Source organism: Haloferax sp. Atlit-109R (assembly GCF_003665865.1).
Taxonomy (GTDB): Archaea; Halobacteriota; Halobacteria; order Halobacteriales; family Haloferacaceae; genus Haloferax; species Haloferax volcanii.
Window position 1 is genome coordinate 1,479,854 of sequence record NZ_QPLO01000002.1, and the last position, 15,188, is coordinate 1,495,041.

The following is a 15,188-nucleotide window of genomic DNA, read 5'->3' on the forward strand; positions in this document are numbered from 1 at the left end:
GGTGGCGGGTCTCGCCGGCTGTCTGACGACGAGCAGTTCCGAGAGTGACGCCGACGCGACGGGGTCCGGTGGCGGCGACGCGGAAACGTACGAGGTCGGCTATCGGGACTTCCAGACGAACATCGAGGCCACCGCGTTCCCCGATATGCTGTACTTCTACTGCGTCCAGTCCGGGTGGATGAACTGGCCGTCGCTGATGCAGTCGTTCGAGGACTCCTACGGCGTGGCCGTCCACGACGACGACCGCTCGTCGGGCGAGGCGCTCCAGCACATGCGCTCGCACTCGAACAACATGACCCACTCGGGGTACAACGGCGGCTACACCTACGGCATCGTCGCCCGGAACGAGGGCTTCACCCAGGCGTACAAGCCGCAGGGGTGGGACAAGGTGCCTGACTCGCTCAAGACCGACGACGGCCACGTCACGGCGACCCGTCGAGTGACGACGGCCGTGACCTATCGGAAGGACATCTACGAGGAACGCGGCCTCGACGAGCCGACCACGTGGGAGGACCTGCTCCAGCCCGAACTCATGCAGGACCTCGCGCTCCAGACCCCGCAGGCGGCGGTCGGACTCGCGGCGGCGCTGTCGATTAACAACGCCCGCGGCGGTAGCATGAACGACCTCCAGCCCGTCATCGACTACTACGAGCGGATTCAGGAGGGCGGCGCGGAGTTCACCGACAACTTCCTCGCGCAGTTCTCCCGCGGGGAGTACGCCACGTTCATCCGGTACGACTACTCCGGCCTCGATCTCAAGTACAACAACGACGAGGTCGCGGAAGAGAACGTCGGCGTCGCGCTCTTGGGCGGCGAAAACGGGAACAAAGGCGCGCTCAACATGCCGTACGGCTACGCGCTCTTGGAGGGCGCGCCGAACCCGGCGGCCGGCAAACTGTTCATGGACTACGTCCTCTCGCTGGAGGGCCAACAGCAGTTCCTCGACGCCTACGTCAGGCCGATTCGCTCCTCGGAGCTGGAGCTTCCCGAGGAGTTCATCGACCCGGCAGAGTACGACCGGACGGAGTTCCAAGTCGACTACGGCCAGTTGGTCGACCAGCAGGAGGACATCATCCAAGAGATAACGCGCGGCGCGAACATCTGAGGATGTCCGACCGACACGCCGAGAACAGCTCGCTCTCGACAGTCCGGGCGCTCACGGCGCGAGTCGTCGGCGCGGTCGAGACCGTCGCGAACCCCGTCACCGAACGGGAGCGCGAGTACCGCCGCATCGTCGCGCTGTGCGCGCCGTTTGCCGCGTTGGTGGTCGTCGCGGGGCTGTATCCCCTCTCCGAAGTCGTTCGCATCAGCGTCTCGACCGCCCAGTATCGGTCGGTCGGGTTCTCGCTCGACGCCTACGCGACGCTGTTCGGGGACCCCTACTACCGCCGGGTGGCGTTCGACTCTCTGTGGCTGACCACGGGAACGACGCTCGTCTCGGTCGGGCTCGCCGTCCCCATCGCGCACGCCCTCGAAAAGTACGACCTCCCCGGCGAGGACCTCCTCGTCACGCTCGTCTCGTTTCCCATCAGCCTCCCCGGCATCGTCGCCGCGTTCATGATTCTGGTGCTGTTCGGAAACAACGGCGTCGTCACCGCGGTCGCGGCCGCCCTCACCGGGAGCCGCCCCACCGACCTCGCCTTTGCGGTCAGCGTCCCGGGGCTGTTCGTCGCCTTCGTGTACTCGATGGTGCCGCGCGCGACGCTCATCCTCCGCGGGACGTACGCCGAGGTCGATTCGGCAGCCGAGGAGGCCGCCCAAGCCCTCGGCGCGACGCCGTTCGAGACGTTTCGGTACGTCACGCTCCCGCAGATTCGACCGGGCATCACCGGCGCGCTGATTCTCACGTTCCGGACGGGGCTGGCGATTTTCGGGACGCTCGTCGTCATCCAGACGCTCGTCGTCTGGACGCTCCAACTCTCGCGGGAACTCGGCGTCGGCTACGACGTGCAGGTCGCCGGTGCGATGGCGACCGTCTACTTCGCGTTCACGTTCCTGTTCACCGTCCTCGGACTTCGGTACACCAGCGCGGAGGTCGGCATATGAGGCCGTCCCCGTCCCTCTCGCGTCGGCTCGGGCGGTCTGTCGTGGCGCTGACCCTGTTCGCGACGGTCGCGTTCCTCATCGCGCCCATCGTCCTCACCGTCGTCGCCTCGTTCGCCGCGAGTTGGACCGGCGTTCTCCCCTCGGGCTTCGTCACCTTCGAGAACTGGCGGGCGGTGCTGGGGCTCGCGGACACGATTGGTTCCCAGCGCAGTATGGGATGGAGCCCGCTGTTCAGGCTCCCGCTCGGCGGCGAGACGCTGACGGTGTTGGTCCCGGCGGAGTTGGCGTTCAGCATCGGGCTGGCGCTCGGTGGCGTCCTCATCAACCTCGTCGTCGGCGTCCCCATCGCGTACGCGGTCGCTCGATACGAGTTCCCGGGCAGAGAGTGGGTCAACGCCGTCTCGGTGCTCCCGCTCGTGCCGGGCGTCATCCTGGGCGTCGCGTTCCTCCGGGCGTATCCGGACCTCTCGGCGACGAGTTTCGGGCTCATCGTCGGCTACTCCCTGTTGAAAGCGCCGTTCATGGTGATGGCAGTCCAAAGCGAGTTCGAGTCGATGCCGCTCCGGCAACTGGAGGAATCGGCGCGCTCGCTGGGCGCGTCGTGGCCGCGGACGTTCCTGACGGTCATCGTGCCGAACGCCCGCTCGGGCATCGTCTCGGGAGCCATCATCTGCTGGGCGCTCGCGGCCGCGGAGTTCAACTTCTCGTACATCGTCTGGGCGAACGGCACCCAACCGCTCGCGCTCTTCTTGCAGCGACACATCTCGAACAGCTCGTTCACCAAGGCGGCGGCCGCCGTGTCGATGTTCTTTTTCATCATCGTCGCGGTCACCCTCCTCTTGCAGCGGGTCGGTCGCCGCGGCTTCGACATCAGAGGTGGCTAATGGCAGACGTGACACTAGACGCGGTTCGGAAGGACTACGACGACACGACGGCGCTGGACGGCGTTTCGCTCACCGTCTCGGACGGCGAGATTCTGGGCGTCCTCGGCCCCTCGGGGTGCGGGAAGACGACGACCCTGCGAACCGTCGCCGGCTTCGAGACGCCGACCGACGGGACGGTCAGGTTCGACGGCGAGGACGTGACGAACGTCCCCCCGGAGAACCGCAACGTCGGGTTGGTGTTCCAGGAGTACGCCCTGTTCGACAACATGACGGTCATCGAGAACGTCGCGTTCGGGCTGAAGATGCGGGGCGTCGGGAAGCGCGAGCGACGGAACCGGGCCGCAGAACTGCTCGACATGCTCGACATCGACGAGATGGGCGACCGCGACCCGACGACGCTCTCCGGCGGCCAACAACAGCGCGTCGGGCTGGCGCGCGCGCTCGCCATCAAGCCGAACGTCCTCCTGTTGGACGAGCCGATGACGGGACTCGACGCCCAACTGAAGGCGCGCCTGCGGACCGAAGTCGGCGCGCTCCTCGCCGAGTTGGACGTCACCGGCCTCTACGTCACCCACGACCAAGCGGAGGCGATGGTGATGTGCGACCGCGTCGCCGTGTTGAACGAGGGTCGCGTCGAACAGGTCGGCACGCCCCGAGAGATCTACGAATCGCCGGCGACCGAGTTCGTCTCGGAGTTCGTCGCGCTCGACGCGCCCGACCTCCCGTTCGTCAGCTGGTGACTCGGCCGTAGCGGCGCGAGTGCGACGGCGTCCGAGGAGAGGTGCGGCAGTCGGTACACGCGGTCATCGCGTTCGAGGCGGAGCGTCTCGGTTCCGAACAGGCGGTCGGTGACGCTTCGGACGCGCTCCAGTTCGGCGCGCGACTCGGAGGCGAGTCGCCACTGCGGCCCGAACAGGCGGTCGTAGCCGACGACTCGCCCGGGGTCGGCGTCCGCGTCGTCCGCGTCGTCGACGCGGTACTCCATCGCCAGATACCGGAACGACCAGTCGAAGACGCCCAGCGCGGTGAACGCTCCGGCGACGACCACCGCTCCCCCGAGCAGTTCGACCGCGACGCCGGGGGTCGTCGCGGTGCTGAGCAGGCCAAGCAGCGTCAACGAGGCCACCAGCAAGACCGAGAGCGGAGAGCTAAGCCCGCGGACGACCCCGCCAACGACGACCGCCGACGGCTTCGGACGGACGATTTCGGACCCGTCCCGCGAACTCTCGATTCGCTCCCACTCGGGGGTGTCGGGAGCGAACCCGAGTTCGACCGACGTGCGCTCGTCGAACGCCTCCAGTCGGTCGCGGTAGACGTCGACGATATCGGCGAGCAGTTTCACCGCGAGGACGAACGCAAGCACGAACGGCGGCGGGGCACCCGAGATGACGAACCCGCCGCCGACGAGGAGCGCCGAACCGGTTCCGGCCATGGACGTGAGCGCCGACCGAAGCGGCTGCTGCGGCGGGACCGACGCGTGGGTTCCGCCGAGCAAGTACCGACCCACGTCGACGGCGCGGCCGAAGATGACGGCGAGCACGCCCAAGCCGACGGAGAGCGATTCGGCGTCGGTCATCGTCGCGCCCGTGGTCTCCCCGACGCCGCCGACCCCGATTGCGCCGAAAAGGGCCCAACCGACGCTGCCGACGGCAAGGGTCATCATGATGGCCGGGAGGTTCGCGACCTGAATCGACAGCGGCAGGACGGGAAGGCTGATGCGGCCGCGCTTTTCCGACAGGGCACCGAACACGAGCCACGAAAAGCCGTTCGCGTTGTAGGTCGGCTTACCCTCCGCGAACAGCGCCTTCACCGCGGCACCGACGAGGCACGCGCCGAGTTCGACCCAGTAGACCGCCAACAGCGCCACGAGCGACCAGTCGAGCGCGAGCACGCCGACGAGCGGCACGGCGTTGACCGCCAGCAACACCGCCACTTTCGCTCGCCGCCTCTCGCTGGGAGTGAGCATTGTCGATACAGGGACAGTTCACTCGGGACAGTTAGGTGGTCTGACTCGCGTCGGGCGTCGGAGTCGCTTCCCGAGTCGTCGCGCGCCGCCGGGCCGATTCGAGCGCGGGTTTCAGCAGTTATATGATTGGATGCGTAAAACGACGCATCCGATGGCCCCTCCACGGTACGGTGACGCCTCACCGTCGTCTCTCCCCGCCGGCATCGGGTTTCTCCCGGTGCTCTCCGCGAACCTTCTCCCCCTCGTCGGCGTGCTGTGGTTCGGCTGGAACCCCGAAACCCTCCTCGCGGTCTACGCGCTCGAACTGCTGTTGTTGTTCCCGCTTTCGGGTGTGAAAGCGCTGTTCGCCGGCCGACCGCCGACCTCGTCCCGCGAGGGCGGCGTGCTCAGCCGGTCCGAAAGCGACCTCGTGGATAAGCGCGGGAGCGTCACTATTCACGACCGACTCCCGCCGGTGTATCCCCGCAACGTCCCCTTCGCGACGGCCGTCGTCGGCGGCGGCGCGTGGGTCGGCGTCTTCCTCCTCGCGCCGCTCTCGGAGGTCGTCTCGGTGCTCGACGTGCTCGCCCGCCCGGAGGCGGTCGTCAGCGTCGCCGCGCTCGTCGTCGGGCAGGTCGGCGAGACGGCGGCCGCGTTCCTCCGCGGCGACCGATACGCGGAGCGCTCGCCGTACGCCCTCGTCGAAATCCCCGCCCGGCAGGCGATGTTCCTCGCGTGTTTCCTGTTCGTCGTCGTCCTCGGCGGCGCGACGGTCGCCCTCGCGGCGTTCGTGCTCGTGAAACTCCTCTTCGAGTGGTCCGGCTTCCGCGCGGACCGGGGCGGCGGCCGGCTCACTAGTTGGCTCTCCGGCCCCGACAGCGAGGCGACCCGCGAGGCGCTCGACGTTCCCGACGGCCGACCCGCGGCCGAAGTCGACGTGGACCGCCGTGCGGTCGTCGCGGCCGCGGTCTGGCGCGCGGTCACGACGACGGGTCCGTTCTACGTCACCATGGCCGCGATGGTCTGGATTGGCGGGACCGCCTTCGTCGCCGAGGAAGCCTCGCTCGCGGTCTGGGTCGGATTCGGCCTCTTCGGACTCGCCCTCCTCGGGTTCATGCTCGCCGGCGACGTGGTCGAGGACACGCTCGCGAGCGGGTGGCTGACCTACCGGCGGTTCGGCGGCCGACTCGTCGCTCACGACCGCTTGACCGGCGAACCGCAGTGGGCGGCGGCGGTCGGTGACTTCCGCGACGCCGAGGTCGTGGCGACCCGTCCCACAGACCGCTATCTCGGAACGCGAACCATCGCGGCGACGGTCGGCCGGGGCGACGACGAGACGGAGCGCGCGTTCGGGCCGGTCGCGGACGCCGAGAGAGTCGTCGAGGCGTTCGACCTGCCGGTCGAGTCCACGACGCTCCCGCCGCTCGACCGGCGCTTCGCCGGGGCCGCCGTCGCTTCGGTCGTTCTCACTGCGGTCGGCGTCGTCACCGTGGTGACCACTCCACTCGGTCCCTCCACGAGTTGGCTGCTCGCGTTGTTCCTGTTTCCGGTTTTCGCCGCCGTTCCCAAGGGGTTCTGGACGCTCGCACACCCGTGAGGCGAGAGTCGGAACTGTCGCTTCAGAAGTAAGTGCGAGTAGGTGAGAGAGTGCGAGGAGAGCGAGTAACGTGATGTAGGGAGTACCACCCGGTGAGACCGCCGCGACGGCCCGCGGACGGACTACCCTCGCGAATGTAACGAGTAGGCGATGAGCACCACGCCGCAGAACTGGAACAGCCGCGTGACGAGCGTGAGCGGCTGTTGGTACTGGAGGCCGATGTAGCCCTGACGCAGGAGCACCGAGCCGACGAATGCGACGCCGAACGCGACGGCCGTGAGGAGGAACAGGCCCGCGGACAGCGCCCGCATCGTCCGGCTGTCGTGACGGCGGTAGCCGCGATAGGCCTGATAGCCGACGTAGCTCCCGACGAGCGTCGACCCGAGGGCGAGCGAGACGATAAGCCAGTCGAGGACGGCCGACAGCGTCGCCATCTCAGAGGTCCTCCCACATCCGTTTGAAGCGGTCGGCGGTGTCGGATTCCCCCTCGCCGGGGAACGACTCGTCGTCGGTACGCGTCAGCGACGCCTCGAACGACCCGTCGTCTAGCGCCACGGAGAACTCGGAGAGCGTGGCGGTGTAGACGCTGTAATGGTTGTTACTGGTTCGAATCTCGGTCTGCTCGTCGAGGAGTCCGTACGCTTGTAATCGTTCCACCCGGCGGTAGACCGTCGGTTTGGACATCTCACACTCGTCGGCAAGCTCTTGTGCGGACATTGGTTTGGTACTCGTCGCTGCGAGGATGTCTCGGGCGTACTCGTCGCTGAGGAGGTCGAGAATATCGCCCAGCGCCGGATCCTCACTCACGGTGGTCGAATGACTGCTCGTCGGATTAATAGGCCCACGGGTTTCCACCCCTGTTGGTCGCGGCGACCGAGTTGGAGTCCGAATCGGGGCTGGAGCACGGCGGGGCTGTCGAGAGAGCACGATGGTACGGGTTAGTGCGTCGATACTGCGGGGTAGTACGGCGATGCTGTGGAGGGGCTGCTGCGTCAGCGATGACCGCGATGGGTGCCGGGGTGCTGTCAGAGGGCACAGTCCGGTACTGCTCGGGAGGGCAGTCCGGCGTCAGTTCGGCGGGGCCCATCGCAGTTCGACCGACGCGCCGTTAGCCCATATAAAACGGGGGCCAGTTTCTGACCCAGAAACTCGCCCGTTTTCAGGCGGGACAGCCGACCGAGCGACCGACTTCGACGAGGCGGTCCGTCTCGACGCCGGTCCCGCGGACGGTGTACCCGTAGCCGTCGCAGTTCCACGACACCGAGGTGGTCGGTCCGTAGTCGATAGTCGCCGGCCGGCCGCCGACCGTCGCGTCGCGCTCGTCGGCGTCGATGTCGAGGGTGTAGTTGAACTTCGCGACCGTGAGTTCGCGGCCGCCGGCGGCGTAGCGGAGTCCGACCCCGTCGATGCGGCCGGTGGTCCGCGTGGCGTAGACCAGTTCGTACGCGGACGGAACCGTCGGCTCGGGAACCGAAATCGAACTCCGCGCCACCAAGTCGGCCCTGCTCCGGAACCACGACGTGTTCGGCGTCTCCTGACGCTCGACGGTCGTGCCGGCGCCGATGTCCGGGCGGAACGTGTCGGCCGACACCGCCGCGTCGAACGTCACGTTCGTGTACGTCGTCGTCACCGACCGCCGAGTCCCGTCGGCCGTCCACGCCGTCTGCTTGCGAAGCGGGTAGAACCGCTCGGTGTCGAGCCACAACCGCTGGCGGTAGCCCGCCTCGCTCCGGTTCGTCTCGGGTACGATGTCGAGGACGTACGCCTCGCGCCCGCCGACGGTGTCGGTCTCGACGAACTTGACGGTGTAGCTACGGTTCGCGTCGGCTCCGGGGGCGACACCGGCGTGCCGCGGTACGACGGGGAGCGGTGACACGCCGATGGACTGCGGACGACCGGCGTCGTCGGTCAGCCCCGCGGCCGCGACGAGCAGTTGGAGCCGTTCGGCCGTCCTCGACTCGGTCGGCGGCCCCGTCAGTTCGATGACGGTCACCGCATCCCTGTCTGTCTCGTGAAGCCAGAGCGTCGACCCGTTCGAGACCTGCCGGTCGTACTGTCGATTCGTCGCGTTCCGGAAGTTCACGCGCTTTCGCTCCGTCTCCGGGACGAGCGTCACGTCGGCGACGGTCCGAGACGTAACCGTGTCGTCGGCTCGGACCTCGACCGTCTGTGTTCCGGTGAGCGCGTCGATGCCGCGGTAGCGCTCGGTCACGTTCGCGTCGACTGCGGGGCTCGCGTCGCCTATCGCGCCCCCCGTCGTCCAGAGGACCGCGGAGAGCGCGACGGCGACGAGCACGAACGCGGCGAGCGTGCGTCGGTTGAGTCGGAGTGGAGGGCGGGTCATACTGGAAGCACTCTGGCGGAAGTTCGACTGCGTGTCGGAGTGCCGACGGCTAAATACTTCTGGACGCCGGGCCGAGCGCCCACCGGACCGATAGCTACACGCGCAAGGCGCGAGACGGGTCTGATATGTCGCCCTCCACGACGCCTTCGACGCGAACGCGGGCGTTGGTCTGCGCCCTCCAATGGGTCTGGTGCAGACGTTCGTCGCCGAGACGACGCTCGTTGCTCGACTCGCTGACGGGTGACTCGACGACCGGTCGACGGCGCTTCCGACCGCACACGCCTCGAACGCCGGGGAGTTTATGCGCGTGCGGATGGTACTCAACCAGTAATGTCAAGCGAGCGGAGAGAGCTGTTCGAACACATCGAATCCGATCTCATCCTACGAGAGTTCTTTCAGGAGGTAACTGAATACGCGATATTTCTCCTCGATGCGGACGGATACGTCGCAACGTGGAACGAGGGCGCGAGACGAATCAAAGGCTACGAGCGCGACGAGATTCTCGGCCGCCATCTGTCGGTGTTTTACCCCGACAGCGGCGACGGTACGTCGCCCGAGACGGTGCTCGCAGTCGCCGAAGCGGAGGGGAGCTACGAGGAAAAGGGGTGGCGCGTCCGGAAAGACGGGTCGCGGATTCTCGCGCACGTCACGGTTCGCGCGTTGACCAACGACCGCGGGGAGCTCCGCGGGTTCACGAAAATCGTCCGGGACATCACCGAGACCTACGAGTACCGACAAGAGCTGGAACGGAATCGAGACCGGCTCGAACGCACCGAACAACTGGCCGATATCGGGGGGTGGGAAGTCGATTACGGGACCAACGACTTACAGCTGACCGACGGGACGAAACGACTGGTGGATCTCCCGCCCGACACGGAACTGACGCTCGAAGAGCTCAGACAGTTCTTTCACGAGGACGACCGGACGATTATCAATGAGGCTATCGAGAGCGCGCGGGCCGACGGCGAGTCGTTCGACATCGAGATGCGGGTGATTACGGCTTCGGGTCGAACGCGGTGGGTTCAAATCCGAGGCGAGGCAGCGGATGACGGCATGAGCGTCCGCGGCGCGGTGCGCGACATCTCGAACCGAAAAGAGCGCGAAGAGCGACTCATGGTGCTGAATCGGGTGCTTCGGCACAACCTGCGGAACAATCTTAATATCGTCAGCGGGTACGCACGAGAGTTGCGCCGAGACCTCGACGCGGTCGACCTCCCGACGGAGAAGGGCGACTACGACCTGTTGGCCGAGACGGTGACGAACCTCAGCGAGACGACCAGCGGTATCGATGCCGAACTTCGAGCGCTCGACGAGATAGTCACCGCGGTGAGTCAGTTTTCGGTCGAGGCGATGGTCTCGAAGACGGACCGAATCATCGAGAACGCCGACGACCTCATGTCGACCGGCGAGAAGGCCCGGCGGTTCGAGAACGTCGTGGAGGAATCCACCGACAAGCAGCCGGTCCGCGTCGACGACGTGTTGTCGGATATCAAGCGGACGTACGAGCGGCGATATCCCGATGCGACGATTCGACTCCGGGCAGGCGAGCAGACCGTGCTCGCGAGCGCGCACTCGCTTTCCCTCGCGCTCGACGAACTCGTGCAGAACGCCATCGTCCACAACGACGAGGATGACCCCGTGGTCACCGTCGCGTCGCGCCGCATCTCGGGCGAGCGAGTCGAAATTACGGTCGAAGACAACGGGCCGGGAATCCCGCAGACGGAACGCGAAATCTTGGAACGCGGGAAGGAAACGCCGCTGTCGCACGGGAGCGGGATGGGACTGTGGACCGTCTCCTGGTTCGTCACGCAGTTCGACGGCGAGGTTTCTATCGTCGACCGCGCCGGCGGTGGGTCGACGGTCGAAGTCAGGCTCCCCACGCCGGAGCACTGACGCGGCTGTATCGGCCTCACCGCCCGAGAACGCGGGGCGACGGCCTCAGACCGACCCGATGTCCTCTTTTTTCCGCATGAGGTAGAGGAAGTACGGTCCCCCGACGAGGCCGGTGATGATGCCGACCGGGAGCTGAATCGGACTCAGCGCGAGTCGCGCGCCCACGTCGGCACCGACGAGGAGCGCCGGCCCGAGGAACGCACAGCCGATGAGGAGCCGCTTCGAGTTGCTACCGACGAGGTTCCGGACCATATGCGGGACGATGAGGCCGACGAAGCCGACCAGTCCCGCGACGGCTATCGCCGCCGCCGTCGAGAGGATGGCGATACCGGCGACGGCGAAGCGGACCTTCTCGACGGGCATCCCGAGGGACTGCGCGGTCTCCTCGCCGAGGAGCAGCACGTCGAGTTCCTTGGTGACCGCGAGCGCGAGTCCGAGCGCGACGATGGTGAACGGGAGCGCGATACGCACCTGCGCCCAGTCGGTTCCGAGCAGCGACCCGGACAGCCACGCCTGCGCGGACATCACGACGCCGAGGTCGTTGATGAAAAAGAACATCGCGCGCTGGACGGAGCCGAAGACCGTCCCGACGACGACGCCCGCAAGGACGAGTCTGACCGGCGAGGTGCCGTTCTTCCACGCGATGAGGTAGACGAGGAGGAACGCGATTGCGCCTCCGACGGCGGCGAGCACCGGCATGAGCGGGAGCAGTCCCGACAGGAACGTCAGCGTGACGAGCACGACGAGCCCCGCGCCGTCGCTGATGCCGAGGACGTACGGACTCGCCAGTTCGTTTCGGGTGACGACCTGGAAGATTGCGCCCGAGACCGCGAGGTTGGCACCGACGAGGACGCCGACGAGAACCCGCGGCAGGCGAATGTTCCAGACGACGAACTGGCGCTGGGTGAACCATTCGGGGATGTCGCCGCCGAGCAGGAACGCACGCCACACGTCGGCGTCGAACACGACCGCCGAGTCGAAGACAGCACCCCACGCTTCGGAGAGGGTGAGGGGGTACGCGCCGAAGCTCACCTGTAAGAGCGTCGCCCCGAGGAGGACCGCGAGGCTGCCGACGATGACGAGGGCGAGCATCGAGTCGGCGTACCGGTCGCGCCACTCCGCGCGAACCGCACCGACCGCGTCTGTAACCTTGCTCATCGGGCGTCAGAAGTTCCCGTTGACGATGTCGACGAGGCGCTCGCGGTCGAACAGCTGTTCGTCTTCGGGCACGTCTCCGACCGCACCCGGCCACTCACCGAACTGGTCGGGATACACCATCTTGGCGACGGCTTCCGTCGAGAACATATCGACGATTGGGCCCATGTACTGCCCGGCGCTTCGGATGAGGTTGCCCTCCTGAACGGCCGTGAGCCGCTGTCCGCTCTCGTTGTTCTCGAACGGCTCGACGACGGTGTCGACGAACTCCTCGCGGGTCGAGGAGGTGAGCGCGCCCACCGCGCCGATGTAGTCGGGGTCGACGTTGATGAGCTCCTCGTAGCCGATGGGTCCCTCGGGGTAGCGTCCCTCGAAGGCGTCTTTCATGCCGACCCGGAAGTACGACTTGGTGTTGTTGCCGAGGCGGTGGAGGGGCGCGACGCGGAACTGGCCGGAGTCGGGGCTGACGCCGCGCCAGATGGCGGCGACCGTGGGGCGTTCGTCCTCCGGTGGGAGACCGGCTTCGATAGTGCTCATGAAGTCGTCGTGGAACGACTGCCACGCCTGGAACTGCTGTCGGCGCTGGAACACCGTTGCGACCTTCTCGAACGCCTCGTAGAGCGTGTACGGATTCGGCTCGTTGCTGACGGCGGCCGTCGGGGCGAACCGGAGAGTCGTGCCGAGGAAGGGTCCGGTCTGGGATTCGACTTCCTCGTAGTCCGAGGCGCCCCAACTGACGTAGCGGCCGAGCGTGGCGCGGGCGATGAGCCACACGTCGGCGTCGGCGGCGTAGAAGTTCTCCTTGTCGAAGCCGGATTCCGCACCGCTCGCGAGCTTGGTGATTCGACTCTCGTCGAATTCGAGCCCGAGGAGGTCGTAGAACTTGAGCGGCGCGCGTTCGAGGCCGGTGGTCGCACTCGGATGGATGCCGAGCGCCATCCCCATATCGAGGAAGGGCCCGGAGGCGACGCCGTACGTCTCCGGCACTGCTTCGAACGTGTACGGGTCGTTCGGTTCTATCTCGACGGTGTACTGCCCGGCGCTCTCGGTCGTCTGTTCGGTCGTCGTCGACTCGGTGGCGGCCTCGGTTTCGGATTCCGCGGCGGCCGTCGACTCGGAATCCGCGCTCCCGCCCGCGGTACAGCCAGCGAGAGCCGATGCGAAGAGTCCTGCACTTCCTGCGAGTATCTGTCGTCTTCGAACCATATTATTTAGGCCTGCCTAAAGACAGATAACCGTTTCGAAGTTTAGGCAAACCTAATAACAGGATATCGCACGACAATGTCGGGCCACACGCATATTTCGACCGTAGATATAATGATTATAACTGTGGTATCGCCCATCTCTAATCCGGGTTGTCCAGCTAGCGAATATCCAAATTATCAGATGGGGTTACTAACACTCTCGCGTCGGTTTTCGACGCTCGCGTCCGCGGTGACGGGCGTTCGGTCGTGTTACGTCGTGCTGTCGCGTCGAATGGCTCGTCCTCTCCCGGGAGTTAGCCGGTGGACCGGTCGCAAACTGCTGTCGAAGTTGGGCTAATCCGTTCTCGCGTTTGTCGTCACCGCGCCGCCGTCCAGTCCAGCGCGACACGGTGCCAGTCTCAACCCTCCCCACGGAGTGTATTCGACCGACCACATCCACCCTATCTGAGTAATTCGAATAATTTGAATTTCCCGAACTACCTCGATTTGTGAATTATGTGGATTGTCTGGAGTACTTCGGTAGTGTCGGTACTGTCGATACGGTGCCCCATCGGGTCGATGCATAATTCGACAACAGGCCATTATCGACCAACTTTACAGTATTTAGATACTCTATCTAAGCCACATACTTCACATTATCTGAATTACACACAGTCTCGAAGTGTATCACCGCGGCCGCGGATTCGGGCGCGCGGAGTCAGCTGCCTAAACGTGCGTAATAAGGATATTGTAGATAACCTAAATTATCTATATTCGTCGAGTAATTCAATTAACTGCAATTCTGTGGCTCGTTCGTCGTCGTCGCAGTATCCACCCAGATGAGAGGAGATACATAATCTGTCTACTTCGGCTTATCATTATACGTCTCGTTATTCAGATTATTTCGCTATCGTCGGTTACCTCGATGGCCCACAGTCGAGATACTGTTCCACATCCAGATACTGTAAATTATTTAAATTACCAGAATTGCTCGGATGTCCCCCGGAACTGCACATCGTTGAGGAATCCGGTGGCGTTCGATTTTCCGGAAAATCCTACTAGCTCAGAATATCGAAAGAATCCACGGAATCAGAATAATTTAGATAACTCGACAAACCCGAATTACGACCCGCCGTTCGATTTAACTCGGTCTCGGGAGTGAGCACAGGCGACCGTGACGACGCACTTCGACGACTTCGACCACGAGAGACACATGCGCGAGAGTTTCGAACTCGCCCGAAAGGCGGCCGCTCGCGGCGACGAACCGTTCGGGTCCGTACTCGTCCGCGACGACGAGGTCATCATGCGCGACTCGAACCGAATCGTGACGGAGTCCGATATCCGACGCCATCCCGAGTTACAACTCGCCTATCAGGCGTGTCGGGAGTACGACGCCGACGAGCGAGCGGCGATGGTGATGTACACCAGCACGGAGCCCTGTCCCATGTGCGCCGGCGGAATGGCGACCGCCGGGTTCGCGCGCGTCGTGTACGGTGTCGGCGGCGACGAAATCGGGGAGTTCACGGGTTCGAATCCCGGCGTTCGGTCGGCCGCAGTTCTCGACGGCGTCACCGAGGTCGTCGGCCCCGTGCTGAACGACGAGGCCCGGCGGGTTCACCGGGAGTACGAGTGGTAGGAGCCAGCCAACCACCGCGACGAACGCCGACTCAACCGGAGCGCGAACGCCCGGAGCATCGGGCGTTTCGAACAGTCAGAAATTCAATAGTTCATTCGAATACCCGTATCAAATATCAATCACAGCTACATTCACAGGTCGACACCGTATCGACGAGCGTTCGGGCCCACTCGCTGAATCTGAATGTCGATACCGGCGGCGTATCTCCTCTAGCTGTATATTCACGGCTGACGAGGGCGCGTTCGAATCGAGCGACGTGTTCGGAACCGCTCCATCTCGTCTCCGAATCTCTCATTCGTGCACCAAACGCTGTTTGTGCTCTGTAATGGGTGTACTACTCAGTTCGGCGGTCGATGAGGTACGTTCGACGACGGCCGTCGTTCGCAATCCGAGCCTCCTGTATCTGACTATCTAATTGTTCTCTTAGTAATATTGAAAATTGATACGAACGGGCAACTCGGTGAAGCCACGTCAAGCTACGGACCGACCCGTCGTCGGCCGGTA

Annotated in this window: 13 protein-coding genes; 7 read left to right on the forward strand and 6 right to left on the reverse strand. The window is 65.0% G+C overall.

The features are described 5' to 3' along the window. Position 1 precedes the first annotated feature (1 nt). The 4 genes from DVK03_RS15830 to DVK03_RS15845 are packed head-to-tail and all read left to right on the forward strand — an operon-like array spanning position 2 to position 3,670. Entirely contained in the window at positions 2-1,105 is a 1,104-nt protein-coding gene (locus tag DVK03_RS15830; protein WP_004062008.1) for an extracellular solute-binding protein, read from the forward strand. Between the two features lie 2 nt (positions 1,106-1,107). Next, a complete protein-coding gene (locus DVK03_RS15835) occupies positions 1,108-2,046 on the forward strand; it encodes an ABC transporter permease (RefSeq protein WP_115803367.1) in 939 nt (312 codons plus the stop codon). Then, complete coding sequence (locus DVK03_RS15840) at positions 2,043-2,930, forward strand: ABC transporter permease (protein ID WP_115803366.1); 888 nt, start codon at positions 2,043-2,045, stop codon at positions 2,928-2,930. Before DVK03_RS15835 ends, DVK03_RS15840 begins: the two co-directional genes overlap by 4 nt. Beyond that, positions 2,930-3,670 (forward strand): ABC transporter ATP-binding protein, encoded by a 741-nt coding sequence (locus tag DVK03_RS15845; RefSeq protein WP_115803365.1) that lies wholly within the window; start codon positions 2,930-2,932, stop codon positions 3,668-3,670. The genes DVK03_RS15840 and DVK03_RS15845 overlap by 1 nt, the downstream gene beginning before the upstream one ends. Here DVK03_RS15845 and DVK03_RS15850 read toward each other — a convergent pair. Further along, positions 3,592-4,896, reverse strand: a complete 1,305-nt coding sequence (locus tag DVK03_RS15850) for a DUF6498-containing protein (protein WP_233564214.1) — start codon at positions 4,894-4,896, stop codon at positions 3,592-3,594. The two genes, DVK03_RS15845 and DVK03_RS15850, sit on opposite strands and share 79 nt — an antisense overlap. 151 nt (positions 4,897-5,047) lie before the next feature. Between DVK03_RS15850 and DVK03_RS15855 the strand changes: the two genes are divergently transcribed. Then, complete coding sequence (locus DVK03_RS15855) at positions 5,048-6,472, forward strand: DUF6498-containing protein (RefSeq protein WP_115803364.1); 1,425 nt, start codon at positions 5,048-5,050, stop codon at positions 6,470-6,472. A 122-nt stretch (positions 6,473-6,594) separates the two neighbouring features. Here DVK03_RS15855 and DVK03_RS15860 read toward each other — a convergent pair whose 3' ends face one another. The 3 genes from DVK03_RS15860 to DVK03_RS15870 form a co-directional block, all read right to left on the reverse strand. Further along, the gene (locus DVK03_RS15860) at positions 6,595-6,906 is read right to left on the reverse strand and encodes a hypothetical protein (protein ID WP_004041342.1); all 312 of its coding nucleotides are present in this window, start codon (positions 6,904-6,906) and stop codon (positions 6,595-6,597) included. A gap of 1 nt (position 6,907) precedes the next feature. Next, positions 6,908-7,279, reverse strand: coding sequence for a helix-turn-helix domain-containing protein (locus tag DVK03_RS15865; protein ID WP_004041341.1), 372 nt, complete (start codon positions 7,277-7,279; stop codon positions 6,908-6,910). A 352-nt stretch (positions 7,280-7,631) separates the two neighbouring features. Further along, positions 7,632-8,816 carry an outer membrane lipoprotein carrier protein LolA gene (locus DVK03_RS15870; protein ID WP_115803363.1) on the reverse strand — a complete coding sequence of 395 codons (1,185 nt, stop codon included), beginning with the start codon at positions 8,814-8,816 and terminating at the stop codon, positions 7,632-7,634. Positions 8,817-9,146: 330 nt separating this feature from the next. On the opposite strand from DVK03_RS15870, the gene DVK03_RS15880 reads away from it, so the two are divergent. After that, complete coding sequence (locus DVK03_RS15880; protein WP_115803361.1) at positions 9,147-10,709, forward strand: PAS domain-containing sensor histidine kinase; 1,563 nt, start codon at positions 9,147-9,149, stop codon at positions 10,707-10,709. 45 nt (positions 10,710-10,754) lie between these two features. On the opposite strand, the gene DVK03_RS15885 is transcribed toward DVK03_RS15880, so the two are convergent. Both DVK03_RS15885 and DVK03_RS15890 read right to left on the reverse strand, forming a co-directional pair. Next, positions 10,755-11,867 (reverse strand): iron ABC transporter permease, encoded by a 1,113-nt coding sequence (locus DVK03_RS15885; RefSeq protein ID WP_004041337.1) that lies wholly within the window; start codon positions 11,865-11,867, stop codon positions 10,755-10,757. A 6-nt stretch (positions 11,868-11,873) separates the two neighbouring features. Continuing rightward, positions 11,874-13,070: an ABC transporter substrate-binding protein gene (locus DVK03_RS15890; RefSeq protein WP_115803360.1), complete on the reverse strand. Its 1,197-nt coding sequence runs from the start codon at positions 13,068-13,070 to the stop codon at positions 11,874-11,876. Between the two features lie 1,152 nt (positions 13,071-14,222). On the opposite strand from DVK03_RS15890, the gene DVK03_RS15895 reads away from it, so the two are divergent. Continuing rightward, a complete protein-coding gene (locus tag DVK03_RS15895) occupies positions 14,223-14,684 on the forward strand; it encodes a nucleoside deaminase (RefSeq protein WP_255409753.1) in 462 nt (153 codons plus the stop codon). Positions 14,685-15,188 lie beyond the last annotated feature (504 nt).

What these genes read in the sequence shown, in the direction of transcription:
- DVK03_RS15850 (WP_233564214.1), bottom strand. Translation starts at nt 4,896, where the DNA reads ATGCTCACTCCCAGCGAGAGGCGGCGAGCGAAAGTGGCGGTGTTGCTG.
- DVK03_RS15860 (WP_004041342.1), bottom strand. Translation starts at nt 6,906, where the DNA reads ATGGCGACGCTGTCGGCCGTCCTCGACTGGCTTATCGTCTCGCTCGCC.
- DVK03_RS15840 (WP_115803366.1), top strand. Translation starts at nt 2,043, where the DNA reads ATGAGGCCGTCCCCGTCCCTCTCGCGTCGGCTCGGGCGGTCTGTCGTG.
- DVK03_RS15845 (WP_115803365.1), top strand. Translation starts at nt 2,930, where the DNA reads ATGGCAGACGTGACACTAGACGCGGTTCGGAAGGACTACGACGACACG.
- DVK03_RS15870 (WP_115803363.1), bottom strand. Translation starts at nt 8,816, where the DNA reads ATGACCCGCCCTCCACTCCGACTCAACCGACGCACGCTCGCCGCGTTC.
- DVK03_RS15890 (WP_115803360.1), bottom strand. Translation starts at nt 13,070, where the DNA reads ATGGTTCGAAGACGACAGATACTCGCAGGAAGTGCAGGACTCTTCGCA.
- DVK03_RS15880 (WP_115803361.1), top strand. Translation starts at nt 9,147, where the DNA reads ATGTCAAGCGAGCGGAGAGAGCTGTTCGAACACATCGAATCCGATCTC.
- DVK03_RS15885 (WP_004041337.1), bottom strand. Translation starts at nt 11,867, where the DNA reads ATGAGCAAGGTTACAGACGCGGTCGGTGCGGTTCGCGCGGAGTGGCGC.
- DVK03_RS15855 (WP_115803364.1), top strand. Translation starts at nt 5,048, where the DNA reads ATGGCCCCTCCACGGTACGGTGACGCCTCACCGTCGTCTCTCCCCGCC.
- DVK03_RS15835 (WP_115803367.1), top strand. Translation starts at nt 1,108, where the DNA reads ATGTCCGACCGACACGCCGAGAACAGCTCGCTCTCGACAGTCCGGGCG.